Source organism: Asaia sp. Ae19-3 (assembly GCF_059801175.1).
The window spans coordinates 2,987,501-3,003,347 of sequence record NZ_JBCHWF010000001.1; the positions used below are offsets into that span (position 1 = coordinate 2,987,501).

The 15,847-nt window shown below is 59.9% G+C and carries 11 protein-coding genes, 2 tRNA genes and 2 rRNA genes (1 of these 15 only partly in view); 8 read left to right on the forward strand and 7 right to left on the reverse strand.

The genetic code is table 11. The features are described 5' to 3' along the window. The 4 genes from AAID99_RS13160 to AAID99_RS13175 form a co-directional block, all read left to right on the forward strand. Positions 1 to 501: ribosomal RNA gene (locus AAID99_RS13160) — 23S ribosomal RNA — on the forward strand; it begins 2,240 nt to the left of the window's first position. Positions 502 to 611: 110 nt separating this feature from the next. After that, a 5S ribosomal RNA gene (gene rrf, locus AAID99_RS13165) occupies positions 612 to 726 on the forward strand. Positions 727 to 757: 31 nt separating this feature from the next. After that, positions 758 to 834: transfer RNA gene (locus AAID99_RS13170), tRNA-Met, on the forward strand. A gap of 456 nt (positions 835 to 1,290) precedes the next feature. Beyond that, a complete protein-coding gene (locus tag AAID99_RS13175) occupies positions 1,291 to 2,115 on the forward strand; it encodes an alpha/beta hydrolase (RefSeq protein WP_498494101.1) in 825 nt (274 codons plus the stop codon). 42 nt (positions 2,116 to 2,157) lie between these two features. On the opposite strand, the gene putA is transcribed toward AAID99_RS13175, so the two are convergent. Then, the gene (gene putA, locus AAID99_RS13180; RefSeq protein ID WP_498494102.1) at positions 2,158 to 5,730 is read right to left on the reverse strand and encodes a bifunctional proline dehydrogenase/L-glutamate gamma-semialdehyde dehydrogenase PutA; all 3,573 of its coding nucleotides are present in this window, start codon (positions 5,728 to 5,730) and stop codon (positions 2,158 to 2,160) included. Positions 5,731 to 5,864: 134 nt separating this feature from the next. On the opposite strand from putA, the gene AAID99_RS13185 reads away from it, so the two are divergent. Then, entirely contained in the window at positions 5,865 to 6,323 is a 459-nt protein-coding gene (locus tag AAID99_RS13185; RefSeq protein WP_188426589.1) for an Lrp/AsnC ligand binding domain-containing protein, read from the forward strand. Between the two features lie 11 nt (positions 6,324 to 6,334). Here AAID99_RS13185 and AAID99_RS13190 read toward each other — a convergent pair whose 3' ends face one another. Beyond that, on the reverse strand, positions 6,335 to 6,829 hold the full coding sequence (locus tag AAID99_RS13190) for a hypothetical protein (protein WP_188426590.1): 495 nt from the start codon (positions 6,827 to 6,829) through the stop codon (positions 6,335 to 6,337). A 21-nt stretch (positions 6,830 to 6,850) separates the two neighbouring features. On the opposite strand from AAID99_RS13190, the gene AAID99_RS13195 reads away from it, so the two are divergent. Continuing rightward, positions 6,851 to 7,054, forward strand: coding sequence for a hypothetical protein (locus tag AAID99_RS13195; protein WP_188426591.1), 204 nt, complete (start codon positions 6,851 to 6,853; stop codon positions 7,052 to 7,054). Between the two features lie 6 nt (positions 7,055 to 7,060). Here AAID99_RS13195 and AAID99_RS13200 read toward each other — a convergent pair. From AAID99_RS13200 to ssb, 5 genes are all read right to left on the reverse strand, one after another. Then, a tRNA-Lys gene (locus AAID99_RS13200) sits at positions 7,061 to 7,136 on the reverse strand. Between the two features lie 99 nt (positions 7,137 to 7,235). Continuing rightward, on the reverse strand, positions 7,236 to 7,709 hold the full coding sequence (locus tag AAID99_RS13205; protein WP_188426646.1) for a peptidylprolyl isomerase: 474 nt from the start codon (positions 7,707 to 7,709) through the stop codon (positions 7,236 to 7,238). A gap of 45 nt (positions 7,710 to 7,754) precedes the next feature. After that, positions 7,755 to 8,282, reverse strand: a complete 528-nt coding sequence (gene coaD / locus AAID99_RS13210) for a pantetheine-phosphate adenylyltransferase (protein ID WP_188426647.1) — start codon at positions 8,280 to 8,282, stop codon at positions 7,755 to 7,757. Continuing rightward, complete coding sequence (gene gyrA, locus AAID99_RS13215) at positions 8,266 to 11,055, reverse strand: DNA gyrase subunit A (RefSeq protein ID WP_371869865.1); 2,790 nt, start codon at positions 11,053 to 11,055, stop codon at positions 8,266 to 8,268. Before gyrA ends, coaD begins: the two co-directional genes overlap by 17 nt. A 118-nt stretch (positions 11,056 to 11,173) precedes the next feature. Then, entirely contained in the window at positions 11,174 to 11,722 is a 549-nt protein-coding gene (gene ssb / locus AAID99_RS13220; RefSeq protein WP_188426649.1) for a single-stranded DNA-binding protein, read from the reverse strand. A 173-nt stretch (positions 11,723 to 11,895) separates the two neighbouring features. Here ssb and uvrA point away from each other — a divergent pair, with 173 nt between their 5' ends. Both uvrA and AAID99_RS13230 read left to right on the forward strand, forming a co-directional pair. Then, a complete protein-coding gene (gene uvrA / locus AAID99_RS13225) occupies positions 11,896 to 14,829 on the forward strand; it encodes an excinuclease ABC subunit UvrA (protein WP_188426650.1) in 2,934 nt (977 codons plus the stop codon). Beyond that, positions 14,826 to 15,770: a 2-hydroxyacid dehydrogenase gene (locus tag AAID99_RS13230; RefSeq protein WP_188426651.1), complete on the forward strand. Its 945-nt coding sequence runs from the start codon at positions 14,826 to 14,828 to the stop codon at positions 15,768 to 15,770. The genes uvrA and AAID99_RS13230 overlap by 4 nt, the downstream gene beginning before the upstream one ends. Positions 15,771 to 15,847: the final 77 nt, after the last annotated feature.

Below are 15,847 nucleotides of genomic sequence, written 5' to 3' on the forward strand. Positions count from 1 at the left end.
GCCATAGTGATCCGGTGGTCCCACGTGGACGGGCCATCGCTCAACGGATAAAAGGTACTCTAGGGATAACAGGCTGATCTCCCCCAAGAGTCCACATCGACGGGGAGGTTTGGCACCTCGATGTCGGCTCATCACATCCTGGGGCTGGAGCAGGTCCCAAGGGTTCGGCTGTTCGCCGATTAAAGTGGTACGTGAGCTGGGTTTAGAACGTCGTGAGACAGTTCGGTCCCTATCTGCCGTGGGTGTATGAGACTTGAGAGGATTTGTCCCTAGTACGAGAGGACCGGGATGAACATACCTCTGGTGTACCGGTTGTCGCGCCAGCGGCACAGCCGGGTAGCTAAGTATGGACGGGATAACCGCTGAAAGCATCTAAGCGGGAAACCCACCTCAAAACTAGGTCTCACAGGGCCGTGAAAGACCATCACGTCAATAGGCCGGGTGTGGAAGCGTGGTAACACGTGAAGCTAACCGGTCCTAATCGCCCATATCGCTCACACAACGCTCTCCAGGAGAGCATACACATGCATAGCAATCATCCACGCAATACACTCATCATACAAAAAACCAACCTCCCACACCGACACACAGTTGTCGGGTGGATCAGAAGACCTGGTGGCTATGGCGGGAGACTTCCACCCGATCCCATCCCGAACTCGGACGTGAAACGCCCCAGCGCCTATGATACTGCATCTTAAGATGCGGAAAAGTCGGTCGCCGCCAGGTCCCCTGATCCACCCCACAAAAACACCACCCCCGCGGGGTGGAGCAGCCCGGTAGCTCGTCAGGCTCATAACCTGAAGGCCGCAGGTTCAAATCCTGCCCCCGCAACCAAAATCCCCATACAATACACAATACCACAACGCGCTCAGCTAAACGCTCAGCGCGTATTCGTCGTTCGATCAGAAAAATAGCGCGACCATCACAAGCCTGCTCCCGTAAAACCAATGCCGACGCAGCAAAAAAAAGCCTCAGCAGTCAGCTCAATCAAAGCTCACGGGTCCAGCTCGCAGCGGGACTTGCGCAGAACGAGAGAGGCGGCGCGGTGACGGCGCACTAACGGATGTCAGAAAACCTCGTTGGGGGGGGCGCTCGCTGGCACCACGATAACAAGACGGCTCTCATGAAGCAGATACTGACGCTCAGCCATCAGCATTGGCGATAGTCAATTCAATCAAAGCGCATGGGCCTCGCTCGCAACGGGACTTGCGCAGAAAAAGAGAGGCGGCGTATCACATCATTGCCAGCACAGAATTCCTCTCTTGTTTATGACCATTATGTAATGAGAGAATGAATTCCTCAGGTCAGCGGGGAGTTCTTGTCTTGCTGCGTCGTGAAATTCTGACTGTGCTTCCCCTGGCAACTACCTTGGGGAAGGTTTCAATGGCCATGGGGGCGCCGATGCGATCGCCAATCGTGCTGATTCATGGTCTGCATGGCGGTGGCTGGGTCTGGCATCATGTTGCGCCGCTTTTGACGGCTCAGGGCTTTGAGGTCGTGACGCCGACGCTGACGGGTACGGGTGACAGGGCTCATCTGCTGTCGCGTGAGATCACGCTCGAGACTCATATCCAGGACATTATCGCGACCATTGAGATGCGCGATCTTCAGAATGTTCTTCTCGTCGGCCATTCATATGGTGGTCTGGTCGCGACTTGTGTGGCCGATCGGCTGGGGTCGCGTATGCGTCGCCTGCTTTATCTGGATGCGCTTATTGCTCAGGATGGCAGGACAGGTTTTGATATTCTGCCTCCGGCCATGGCGCAGACCCGACGGGAGCGTGTGCGGGTCAATGGGGCTGACATTGCTTTCCCGGTCCCGCCCAGTGCGGCCATTACCTTTCCCGACCCGGTGCGAAAAGAGTGGTTTGTCGCGCATCTGCGCCCGCATCCTGTTGGCACTTACGAGACGCCAGTGCGCTTGAGCAAGCCTGCCGGATCAGGGCTGCCGGTGACCTATATCGCCTATGAAAATCCCGCTCTGGCTTCGATTGAACCGAGCCGCGCCTATGCCCGGGCGCAGAAGGGATGGCATTACCGCTCGGAGGCTTTGCCGCATGATGCGGAGGTTGTTTATCCTGAGCGGGTCGCGTCCTTCATCGCCGAACTGGCGTGAAAGCCTGACCGGAGCAGGTTACTGCTCCGGTCGGCAGGCTTCTCAGACCTTGGCCATGAGGGCGGCGTTGCCGCCTGCGGCGGTCGTATTGGTGCTGCAGGCATATTCGAGAACGAGGAATTCGAGCGGATAATTTCCCTGTTCGTCAGGAACGTGAAGGGCGACGATCTGCCCGTCGCGGGCAGCAAGGTCGGTCCCGAGTGATGTGCGGAAGGCTTCGTCACCGTTAGCCAAGGCAACATCGATGGTCGCACAGTCTTCGGCTGTGACGAGATGGTCACCGAGCCCAGGTGGACGTTCCGGCAGGCTGACAAGGAGTGCGCGCGGTATCGCGCAGCGATTGCCCGTGGCCGTCGCTGCCAGAATCTGGGTGCAGAGATCCTGCCTTGTCGGGCCAGCACAGAGAACCGTGCCACGTGGGGAGAGTGTATAGAGGTTTGTCTCGCCAACTGGGCCGGCAAGTAACAGCGATGTGCCAAGCGGCGTCTTGTCGCATGTTTTGGCCGTCACTCCAGGCAGGGCGGTGGCGACCCAGTCGGCGAAAAGCGTCGAAAGAGGAGCCACCGGGTGCGACAGCGCTGCTTCCATCGGTGCCTTTCGGCTCAGCAGGCGTCGAAGATAGAGAGGGCCGCCTGCCTTGGGGCCGGTGCCTGAAAGACCGTGACCGCCGAAGGGCTGGACACCGACAACGGCGCCGACGAGATTGCGGTTGATATAGACATTTCCGGCGTGACTTTGTTTTTTGAGCGTCTCGATCGTTTCGTCTATGCGCGAGTGAATGCCGAAAGTCAGGGCGTAGCCCGTGGCATTGATGGCTTTCATGACATCGCTGACCGCCTCACGCTTGTAACGCAGCACATGCAGAACCGGACCAAAGACCTCCTTTTTGAGGTCCGAAACCGATCCGATTTCGATCAGGGTCGGCGGAAAGAACGTGCCGGATGCAGCTTCGGGTGCGAGATCGGTCTGGAATACGCGATGTCCCTGACTGGCCAGCGCGTCGACATGCGCCTGCATCATGTCTCGCGCCTCTGCTGTGATGACGGGGCCGACATCCGTATCCGGTCGCTCGGGTGTGCCGGTGCGCAGTTCCTGCATCGCGCCCTTGAGCATGGTCAGAACGCGGTCGGCACTGTCTTCCTGCAGGCAGAGAAGACGCAAGGCGCTGCATCGCTGTCCGGCGCTGTCGAACGCTGAAGCAAGGACATCGGCAACCACCTGTTCGGTCAGGGCAGAGCTATCGACGATCAGGGCATTCTGGCCGCCGGTTTCGGCAATGAATGGCACTGGTGTGCCGTCGCTGTTGAGACGACCGGCGAGTTGTTTCTGGATGAGGCGTGCCACATCCGTCGAGCCGGTAAATAGCACGGCTGTGATGCGCGTATCGCCGACCAGCTGTGCTCCTGCCCGGCCATCGCCGGGGACGAGCTGGATGACGTGCTTTGGAATGCCGGCTTCGTGTAACAGACGCACGGCTTCAAGTGCGATCAGAGGTGTTTCCTCAGCAGGCTTGGCCAGCACTGTGTTGCCTGCGGCGAGGGCAGCAGAGACCTGGCCGAGGAAAATGGCGAGCGGGAAATTCCACGGGCTGATGCAGGCGACTGGTCCGAGCGGACGCGTTTGGGTGCCCTGTTCGCGGATGCGCACGGCATAATAGCGTAGGAAATCGACTGCCTCGCGGATTTCGGCCACGGCATTCGCCAGCGTCTTGCCTGCCTCGCGGATGATGAGCGCCATGAGCGAAGCCGTTTCGGCTTCGAGCGCGTCGGCTGCTCTCTCGAGCAGCAAGGCACGCTGATCGGCCGTCTTGCGGGACCAGTCCTCGAAGGCAGTGTCAGCGCGAGCAATGGCGGTATCCGTCTCTTCGGAAGAGAGAAAGCGGATATGGCCGACAATGTCGTTCGTATCGGCCGGATTGGTGATGCGTTCGCCCTGTGTGTCTGCGGATGCGGGAGCCTGCTTGAGGAAGGCGTCGGCAAGATGCCGCAGCGTATTCTCGTCGCTGAGATCCAGCCCTGCAGAATTGCGTCGTTCCGGTGCATAAAGTGCGGAGGGCAAGGGGATGGCGTAGCCCGGCGTCTCGCGCCCAGCGAGGGTGACCGGATCGGTAATCAGTTCGTCAACCGAGATCGATTCATCCTGGATGCGGTTGATGAAGGAGGAATTGGCGCCATTTTCGAGCAGGCGTCGGACGAGATAGGCCAGCAGGGTCTCATGCGTTCCGACAGGAGCATAGATGCGCACCGGCCGATCGAGTTTTTTCGGGCCAACGACCTCGTTGTAAAGCCCTTCCCCCATACCATGCAGGCACTGGAATTCGTATTTCTCAATGGAGAATTCGGGACCGGCATAGGCGTAGATGCTGGCAAGGGTCTGGGCATTATGTGTGGCGAATTGCGGGAAGATCGCATCCGGTGCATCGAGCAGCTTTTTCGCACAGGCGACATAGGCGATGTCTGTATGAAGTTTGCGCGTATAGACCGGAAAATCGCTCTGTCCGTCTGTCTGAGCGCGCTTGATCTCGCTGTCCCAATACGCGCCCTTGACCAGTCGAACCATGATCCGGTGTTCGCTGCGACGGGCAAGATCGATGATCCAGTCCAGCACGAAAGGCGCGCGCTTCTGGTAGGCCTGAACGACGAAGCCGATTCCCTTCCAGTTTCTGAGCGCTTCGTCCAAGCAGAGGGCCTCAAGAAGATCGAGGGAGAGTTCGAGACGGTCGGCCTCTTCTGCGTCGATATTGAAGCCGATATCGTATGAGCAGGCGAGTCTGGCCAGGGTGGTCACGCGGGGCAGCAGCTCGGCCATGACGCGTTCGCGTTGCAGGCGGGCATAGCGCGGGTGGAGGGCTGACAGCTTGATGGAAATGCCGGGACCGCTATAGACGCCGAGCTTGTTGGCGGCCTTGCCTATGGCGTGGATGGCTTTTTCGTAGTCACGATAATAGCGCTCGGCATCCTCTGCGGTCATCGCCGCCTCGCCGAGCATGTCGTAGGAATAGCGGAAGCCTTTTTCCTCGAGCTTGCGACCATTTTTCAGGGCCTCGTCGATAGTCTGGCCGGTAACGAACTGCTCGCCCATCAGGCGCATGGCCATGTCGACACCGCGACGGATAACCGGCTCGCCACAACGCTTGAGCAGGGAATCGAGTGTTTTCGGCAGGCGGTTCGTCTGGGTCGTGGTCAGGAAACCGCCTGAAACGATCAGCCCCCAGGTGGCAGCGTTCACGAAAAGCGGGGTATTTTTGCTGATATGGCCGTGCCAGTTGCCTGTCGCGATCTTGTCGCGGATGAGGGCGTCGCGTGTGGCCGTATCGGGAATACGCAACAGCGCCTCGGCGAGGCACATCAGGGCGACGCCTTCCTGCGAGGACAGATCATATTCCTGGATCAGCCCCTGAACCAGGCCGGGTGTGCCGTTACGACGCAGCGCCTCGACCAGCTGGCGGGCTGTCTCACGCGCCCGGTCATTCTGTTCAGGTGTCAGGCTCGCTTCGGTGGCGAGCGCCGCAACGCGCTCTGCTTCTGCCGTGCGTGTGTGATCGGTGATCGTTTGACGCAGGGCGGAACGCTCGGGGAGGATCGAGCGAAAGGCAGAGAAGGAGGAGGCGTTCATGCAGATCCATATCGTTTCAGGTTATTTATGATTTAATACGAGCGAGAACACCAAATGAGCTATGGAAAAATTAGATGTGGGGCGAATATTATTTTGTGTGCTAGCTATGTAAAAAACCATATTCAGGGTAAATCATGAATCTTGATGAAATTGACCGTAGAATTCTCAGGATTCTCCAAAAGGACGGTCGTATCACAAATGTTGAGCTGTCCCGGCTGGTGAATCTGAGCCCCGCAGCGACTCTCGAGCGTGTGCGCAAACTTGAACACGCGGCCGTGATCAGCGGCTATACGGCGCGGCTTGACCCGGAGACTGTCAATCTGGGGCTACTGGTATTTGTGCAGGTGACGCTGGACCGTACCAGCGCGGATATCTTTGACTCTTTCGCCAAGGCTGTGCGGGCGATTCCCCAGGTGAGCGAATGCTACATGGTCGCAGGGGGCTTTGATTATCTGGTCAAGGCACGTGTGCGCGACATGAGTGCCTATCGTGCCTTTCTGGGCAAGACGCTGACCCGTCTGCCCGGCGTGCGGCAGACGCATACCTATACGGTGATGGAAGAGGTGAAGTCGGACCTCGAACTGCCGCTCTGAGGGCCGCGCCCTCAGTCGAGGCAGGCAACGCCTTGATGCAGGTCGATGGAGAGACTGGCGTTTTCCAGAGCCGACATGCTCAGGATCGGGGGCTTGGCAGGATCGCCGACCCGGTAGCGGATCCTGGCTTGTATAGTGTGTTTGTCCAGGCGCAGATTGGTGCGGTTCAGGATGGCGTTCTCGTGGACCATGCCGGTTCCGGTCTCGAATTCCTGACCGGTTTCGGTTCTGTGTAGCGAGGTCAGAGAGCGGCGCTCTATCACCAGAGGTTCGGGGGAGTTGTCGCCAGTTACCAGCGCAGCCATGCGGTGCTGACCGCCATAGGAAACGGGCAGAAGAAGCGAGGCCTGAAGGCCGCCGATCTGGGATTCCAGCATTGCTCGACGAGTGCAGGAGAAAGGCGCATCCGGGCCAAAACTCATGCCATGATCTGTCATGACAATATGGGGCAGCATGCCCAGCGACTGCAGGCCAATGACGGTATGGTTGATATTGGCCACCAGCATGATCTGGTTGCGGAAGACCGTATGGCCGAGCGTCAGGCTTGGAACCTGAACGAGATCGTTTTTCTCAGACTGGATCGTGTCATTGCGCAGGGGGGAGAGCGTGCCGATGATTTGTTAAGAGTGTCTGCGCCGTATCGTTTGATCCGGACGGGTAAGCTGCTTTTCAGGACGCATTTTTCCCGTGCCTTTTTTGGTAAGGGCACTGCAGGCAAAACAGATTTTTAGGGAAAGTGGTGAACCGGGTGGGACTCGAACCCACGACCATTCGATTAAAAGTCGAATGCTCTACCGGCTGAGCTACCGGTTCACATGAGGCGTCTGGCTACAATATGCGCCAGAAGCCGTCAACCGACTGAATCAGGTTCAGCCGGTTTTCATGCGGCTTTTAAGGCCGTGATGCCTGGGATCAGGCTTCGGGACGCATGGAGATGATGGTGTCGGGGTCTTTCACCATGCCCGACGACCCTGCGCCACGCTTGATCTGGTCGATATGCTCCATGCCGGAAACGACCTGACCGGCGATGGTGTACTGGCCATCCAGCGAGGGGGTGGGCTGGAACATGATGAAGAACTGGCTGTTGGCCGAGTTCGGGTTCATCGTGCGGGCCATGCCCAGCGTGCCGCGCTCGAACTTGGCTTCACGCGTGAATTCGGCCTTCAGATCGGGCAGATCGCTGCCGCCCGAACCGGTGCCGGTCGGGTCGCCGCCCTGTGCCATGAAGCCTTCGATGACGCGATGAAACTTCACGCCGTCATAAAAGCCCTGCTCGGAAAGGGTGCGCAGGCGTTCGGCTGCAAGCGGGGCGATATCGGGACGCAGTTCGATCACGACGTCACCGGTCTTGAGCTTCATGACGAGGCGGTTATTGGTTTCGGACATTGACTTCTATCCTTGTGTTGGCGGAGCCCTGAAAGGCTACGCGGCCTATGTCGGCTTCTCTGCCGCGTTGGGCAAGAGACGCCGGGTGATATTCTCCGGCAGATAGGGGGCTATATCGCCCCCATAGGCAAGGAGTTCGCGCACGAGACTTGAAGAGATCAGGCGGTGCTCTTCACGCGCTGTGAGAAACAGGGTTTCGAGTTCGGGAGCAAGCGTGCGATTGACGGCTGCCATGGGCATTTCGCTGGTCAGGTCCGACTCCGAACGCAGCCCCCTGACGATGAAGCGCGCACCATGGGCGCGAGCTGCCTCGACCATGAGGGTTTCGAACGGGGCAACGCTGACCTGAGCGAGGCCTGCAAGTGCAAAGGTCTCGGTGATGGCGGCGCAACGCTCGTCTATGGCGATGCGCGGGGCCTTGCGGGGGTTGAGGGCGACCCCAATCACGAGACGGTCGAGGATGCCCAATGCGCGGCGGGCTATATCGAGATGGCCCAGGGTGAACGGATCGAACGTGCCGGGATAGAACCCGACACGTTCGCGGCTCAGGGAGGCGTCAGTTTGCACTGTCATCCGGTGTTGAGTCGCCGGAAGAGGGCGTTTCCGAAGAGGCCGTCTCCTGTGCGCCGGAAACAGCGGCATCCGATTCCTCGAGCGACGTTTCGGCGTCGTCTGCTTCCGTGCCTTCCGATTCTGCGACGGGGAAGATGCTGGTCACGCGTTCTTCTGCGCCGACGCGGAACAGGGTGACGCCGCTGGCCTGACGGGCCATGACGCGCACCTGCGAGACGGGAACGCGGATCAGGCGACCGACATCGGTGACCATCATCACGTCAGTGCCGTCGAGGGTGGGGAGGGTCGCAACAACCTCACGACCGCGCTTCGGGTTGGTTAGCGTCATATTGGCAATACCCTGACCGCCGCGACCGCTGACGCGATATTCATACGCTGACGAGCGGCGCCCGAAGCCGGCATCGGTAACGGTGAGCAGGATTTCTTCCTGAGCGGCGAGCTCGTCGAAACGCTCCTGCGTCAGATCGCCGGCATCGATGGCCTCATCGGCATCGTCAGAGGCGATCTCTTCGATTTCTTCCTCTGTGCCTGCGGCGTTTGCAGCAGCTTCTGCGCGGCGCCTGGCGTTGGCTGCGCGCAGATAGGCAGAGCGTTCCTCGACGCTGGCATCGACATGGTTGAGGATGCAGAGCGAATTGACTTCGTCGCCTGTAGCGAGACGGATGCCGCGTACGCCCGAACTGTCGCGCCCGGCGAAGACGCGCAGCGTGTCATCGGTGATCTGGAAGCGGATGGAGCGGGCCTTGCGTGTGGCCAGGAAAACGTCCTGACCTTCGCGGCAGGTGGCAACACCCACGAGGCTATCGCCTTCATCGAGCTTCATGGCGATCAGGCCTGAAGCTCGGATATTCTTGAAATCACTCAGGCGATTGCGTCGGACATTGCCGCTGGCCGTTGCGAAGACGAGGTGCAGATCTTCCCACTGCTCCTCTTCCTGCGGGAGGGCGAGAATGGCCGTGATGGAATCTGTGCCCAGATCGGGCAGGAGATTGACGAGGGCGCGCCCCTTGGCCGTGGGAGAGGCCTCTGGCAGGCGCCAGATCTTCTCACGATAGGCCTTGCCGCCCGAAGAGAAGAACATGACCCATTGATGGGTATGGGCATTGAAGCTGTTGACGATGACATCATCGCCGCGACGCCCTGCTGCCGTACGACCGCGACCGCCGCGGTTCTGGGCGCGGAAGATCTCGAGCGGAGTGCGCTTGATGAAGCCGTCACGGGTGATGGTGACGACCATCTGGCCGGGCTCGATCAGGCTTTCATCCGACTGGTCGCCCAGCGCATCCGAAATTTCGGTCATGCGCGGCGTGGCGATTTCGGCACGGGCCAGAAGCAGCTCGTGACGCATCACTTCCATACGGCGGATATGGCTGCCGATGATGTCGAGCAATTCGTTGATCTTGGTGGCGACCTCGCTCAGTTCGCCCTGGATCTTGTCGCGCTCCAGACCGGTCAGGCGCTGCAGGCGCAGTTCGAGAATGCCGCGTGCCTGAACCTCGGTGAGGTGCACCTTGCCATCGACGATGACATTGCCCTCGTCATGGATCAGTTCGATGAGCGGCTGCACATCGGCAGCATTCCAGGCGCGGGCCATGAGCGATTCACGCGCAGTGGCGGCATCGGGGGCACTGCGGATAAGCGCGATGACCTCATCGATATTGGCCACGGCGATGACGAGGCCGACCAGCAGATGGCCACGGTCACGCACCTTGTTCAGATCAAAGCGCGAGCGGCGCAGAATGACGTCTTCGCGGAAGCGGATGAAGGCTTCCAGAACGTCCTTGAGGCCCATTGTACGGGGCTTGCCGTCATCGAGCGCGAGGCAGTTGACGCTGAACGAGGTCTGAAGCTGGGTGAAGCGGTAAAGCTGGTTCAGCACCACCTCGGGGGTCGCGTCGCGCTTGAGCTCGATCACGATACGCATGCCGGAGCGATCGCTTTCGTCGCGGATGTCGGAAATACCCTCGATTTCCTTGGCGCGAACGAGATCGGCGATCTTTTCCTGCAGCGTTGCCTTGTTCACCTGATACGGGATTTCGGTGACGACAATCGCCTGACGGTCCTTGCGGATATCCTCGATTTCGGCGCGGGCGCGCATCGGCACGGAGCCACGACCCGTCTCAAAAGCCTGGCGGATGCCGCGGCGACCCATGATGATGCCGCCCGTCGGGAAGTCAGGGCCGGGGATGATCTTCATCAGATCGTCGAGCGTGGCTTCCGGATTTTCAATCAGGGCAAGCGTTGCGTCGATGACTTCGCCGGGGTTATGCGTCGGGATATTGGTTGCCATGCCGACGGCGATGCCGGAGGCGCCATTGACCAGCAGATTGGGGAAGGCGGCCGGCAGAACCTTGGGTTCGCTCTCGCTTTCGTCGTAGTTCGGCTGGAAATCGACCGTGTCGCGGTCGATATCGTCGAGCAGGAAGGACGCCGATTTGGCCAGGCGCGCTTCTGTGTAACGCATGGCGGCCGGACTATCGCCGTCAACCGAGCCAAAATTGCCCTGACCGTCGATGAGACGGACGCGCATGGACCAGGACTGGGCCATACGCACCATGGCGTCATAGATCGAGCTGTCGCCATGGGGATGGTATTTACCCATGACATCACCGACCGCGCGGGCCGATTTGCGATAGGGCTTGTCGGAGGTAAAGCCGCTCTCACGCATGGCGTAGAGAATGCGGCGATGGACCGGTTTGAGACCGTCACGCACATCCGGCAGCGCACGCGACACAATGACCGACATGGCATAGGCGAGATAGGAGGAGCGCATTTCCTCCTCAATGGTCACCGGGATCTGGTCAGTCGGGGCGGCGGGCGGCGTCAGGTCGGTCAAGGCAGGTCCGTCTTGTTGTCTTTGAGGTCAGGGCGGGGCGGTCAGGCTTGCGCGATCAGAACGGGATCTCGTCGTCCAGATCACCACCCGGTGCGTCCCAGCCGCCGCCGTTGTTGCCGCCACCATTGCGAGCGGGCTGCTGGTTCATGCCGCCATTATTGCGCGCAGGCGAATTGCCGCCGCCATAGGAGCGCGACGGGCCGCTTTCGTAGCCGCCACCGCCACCCATGCCGCCACCGGAATCGCCATCGCGGTTGTTGTCGAGCAGGGTGAGCTCGCCGCGGAAGCGATCCAGAACGATTTCGGTGGTGTAGCGCTCCTGGCCGGACTGATCAGTCCATTTGCGTGTCTGGAGCTGGCCTTCGACATAGACCTTGCGGCCCTTGCGCAGGAAGCGTTCGGCGACATCGGCCAGACGTTCGTTGAAAATCACGACGCGATGCCACTCGGTGCGCTCCTTGCGCTCGCCAGAGGCGCGGTCGTTCCAGCTTTCGGATGTGGCAATGGTCAGGTTGACGATCTTGGAGCCAGACTGGGCATTCCGTGTTTCCGGGTCGCGACCCAGATTACCCACGAGAATGACCTTGTTCACACTTCCTGCCATGGCGACCGACCCTACATCCTGAAAATATAGACCATCTTAGCCCAGCAGAACGCTGCCGTCACGCCCGTGACCGAACGACGCTCGACTTTAATCCTGCGAGCAGCAATCTTACATGGGTCTCGAAACGTTCTCGTTTTCCGACCCCCCTTTCGATTCTTCCTCGCGTGGTGCTGATGTCTGATCTGCCGTACAACCAGTCCATTCGTGTGCGCGGCGCCCGTGTGCACAATCTGAAGAATATCGACGCCGATATTCCCAGGGACCAGCTGACGGTCATCACGGGGCTTTCGGGCTCCGGCAAATCCTCCCTGGCTTTCGATACGATCTATGCCGAGGGGCAGAGGCGTTATGTCGAGAGCCTGTCGGCTTATGCGCGCCAGTTTCTGGAACTGATGGGCAAGCCGGATGTGGATTCGATCGAGGGCCTCTCACCGGCCATTTCGATCGAGCAGAAAACCACCTCGAAAAATCCGCGCTCGACTGTGGGGACCATTACCGAGATTCATGATTACATGCGCCTGCTCTGGGCGCGTGCGGGTGTTCCCTATTCACCGGCAACCGGACTGCCGATCGAGGCGCAGACGGTCAGCCAGATGGTGGACCGGGTGATGGCGCTGCCTGAAGGCACGCGCCTGCTGCTGCTTGCACCGGTGATTCGTGATCGCAAGGGAGAGTATCGAAAGGAGCTTGCAGAGCTTCAGCGCAAGGGCTTCACGCGGGTCAAGGTTGATGGCGAGACCTACGAAATTGCCGAGGCGCCTCATCTCAACCGCAAGCTGCGTCATACGGTCGAAGTGGTTGTCGATCGTGTTGTGGTGAAGGCTGGAATCGAGACGCGACTGGCAGATAGTTTCGAGACGGCGCTGGGTCTGGCGGATGGCGTGGCCTATGCCGAGCCTGTGCTGCGCGAGGGAGAGAAGGCCACAATCGAGCATATGGTCTTCTCTGCCAAATTTGCGTGTCCTGTCAGCGGGTTTACGCTTGAGGAAATCGAGCCGCGTCTGTTTTCGTTCAATGCTCCGATGGGTGCCTGTCCGGTCTGTGACGGCATCGGGACGGAAACGCATTTCGATGCGCGTCTGGTCGTGCCGGATGAGACGCTGTCTCTGGCAGAGGGAGCAATCGCGCCCTGGCGGGATGCCAAGACGCCTTGGTATGACCAGACGCTTGAGGCGCTGGCGCGTCACTTCAGGGAGAAGATGACGACGCCCTGGAAAAACCTCGGCGAGGGGTTCCGCAAGGTTCTTCTGGAAGGGGGCGAGGACTCTGTTCTGTTCACCTATAAGGATGGCAAGCGCGCCTATGAGCTGAGCAAGCCTTTTGAAGGGGTGATGCGCAATCTGCAGCGCCGTCTGGCAGAGACGGACAGCATGTGGGTGCGTGAAGAGATGTCGCGCTATCAGTCCGATGTGCCGTGTCATGCCTGTCACGGGGCGCGACTGCGACCTGAGGCGCTTTGCGTACGGGTGAACCATCTTAATGTGGCTCAGGCCTCCGATCTGACCATTCGCCGGGCGCTTGACTGGTTTGGTGGGGTTGAGGCTTCCCTGACGTCACAGCGGGCCGAGATTGCGCGTCGTATTCTGCGCGAGATTCTGGATCGATTGCGCTTTCTGGATGATGTCGGTCTCGACTACCTGACGCTGTCACGCGGATCTGCCACGCTTTCGGGCGGAGAGAGCCAGCGTATTCGCCTGGCAAGCCAGATTGGCTCGGGGCTGACCGGGGTGCTCTACGTGCTGGATGAGCCCTCTATCGGATTGCACCAGCGCGACAACGAGCGGCTTCTGGGCACGCTCGACCGTCTCAAGAAGCTCGGTAATACGGTAATCGTTGTCGAGCATGACGAGGATGCAATCAGGGCTGCTGACTGGCTGATCGATATGGGCCCCGGAGCCGGTGCGCTTGGTGGCACGGTGGTGGCAAGCGGCACGCCGGATGAGGTCGCGAAAAACACGGCCAGTATCACGGGCGATTATCTCTCGGGCAGGCGGATGGTGCCCGTGCCGGAGAAGAGGCGTCCCTACGATGAAAAGCGTATGCTCAGCGTTGTCGGGGCCACGGGTAACAACCTTCATGACGTGACGGCACGTATCCCGCTCGGGTGTTTCGTGGCGGTGACGGGTGTGTCCGGTGGTGGCAAATCCACCCTTGTGGTCGACACGCTCTACAAGGCGCTGTCGCGCGAGCTGATGGGCTCAAGCCAGTCTCCCCTGCCTTATCGGGCGCTTGAGGGTGTGGAGCATCTCGACAAGATCATTGATATCGATCAGTCGCCGATCGGGCGCACCCCGCGTTCGAACCCCGCGACCTATACGGATCTCTTCACACCGATACGCGACTGGTTCGCAGAGCTGCCAGAGGCCAAGGCGCGCGGCTACAAGCCGGGCCGGTTCTCATTCAACGTCAAGGGCGGTCGCTGCGAGGCCTGCCAGGGCGATGGCGTTCTCAAGATCGAGATGCATTTTCTGCCCGATGTTTTCGTGACCTGCGATACCTGCAAGGGGCAGCGCTATAATCGCGAGACGCTCGATGTGAAATTCCGCGGCAAGTCGATTGCCGATGTGCTGGCAATGACGGTCGATGAGGCGCTGCCTTTCTTCCACGCCGTACCGCGTATTCGTGACAGGCTGGCGATACTGCAGCAGGTGGGTCTTGGCTATGTCACGCTCGGGCAGCAGGCGACGACCCTCTCGGGCGGTGAGGCGCAGCGCGTCAAACTGTCGAAGGAACTGGCAAAGCGGGCGACAGGGCGAACGCTTTATATCCTGGATGAACCGACAACCGGGCTTCATACCGAAGACGTTCGCAAGCTGCTCGATGTGCTGCACGCGCTTGTCGATCAGGGTAATACCGTTCTTGTGATCGAGCATAATCTGGATGTGATCAAAACGGCGGATTGGCTGATTGATATCGGACCGGAAGGCGGCGACGGTGGGGGCAGGATTGTGGCGGAAGGGCCGCCTGAGGTCATCGCGGCAACGCCCGAGAGCCATACAGGGCGGTTTCTGGCGCCGCTGCTGCCTGCACGATCCAGCCCGGTCGTAACACCTGTCAAAAAGAAGAAGGCCACTACAGTGGCCCGTCGAAAGGTGCGTGCTTCATGACGATTGTTGTTCCCTTCTGCGGGCGGATTACCCCCAGAGAGCGTCAGGAAAGCCTTGATGCGATCAATGCGGCGCTCAACAATATCAGGGTAATTCCTTTCGAGGATCTGACCGACGGGGAGCGGCGCACGGCGCGCATGGCGGTAGTGGCCAATCCCGACCCGGAAGATCTGCGCGATCTGCCCATGCTTGAATGGGTGCAGAGCCTCTGGGCCGGCGTTGAGCGCCTGGTTGAGGAGATGCCGCATAACGCGGTGCGTATTGTCAGGATGACCGACCCCCAGCTGGCCCAGACGATGTCTGAAGCGGTGTTGGCATGGACGCTTTATATTCATCGTGACATGCCGGTTTATCGGGAGCAGCAGGAGGCGAAGCGCTGGCTGCAGCACAAGCTTCTCATGCCTGAGGATCGCCCGGTTGGCATATTGGGTATGGGCAATCTGGGACGGGTTGCGGCCCAGAGGTTGCAGGCGAATGGCTTTCCTGTGACGGGGTGGACCCGAACGCCCTGGACGAAAGCCGATATTCCGATGATGTACGGGCCGTCCGGGCTGGAGACCATACTGCGCAAAAGCAGCATCGTGGTCGTTCTGCTGCCTCTGACGCCCCAGACACGGGGGTTGCTGGACGACTGGCGGCTGGGGCAGATGCAGGAGGGTGCGGCCCTGCTGAATTTTGCCAGAGGGCCGATTGTCGATCAGGCCGCATTGATACGGGCGCTTGACCGGGGCCATCTTGACCATGCGGTACTCGATGTGTTCGAGCGGGAGCCCCTCAAGAAGGATGATCCGCTCTGGGCGAACCCCAGGGTGACCATCCTGCCGCATATCACGGCCCCGACCCAGACAGGGACTGCGTCACTTCTGGCAGCCGGGAATATCCAGGAGTTTTTCGATCACGGTCGGATACCTGAGGCCGTCAATCGTGAGCTTGGGTACTGACGGTTTGATGTTCCCGGTGGGAGAATAGACAGGTCTTTCCCCGCCCTTGTGAGAGCCGTTCTGGCTCTACAAGGGCG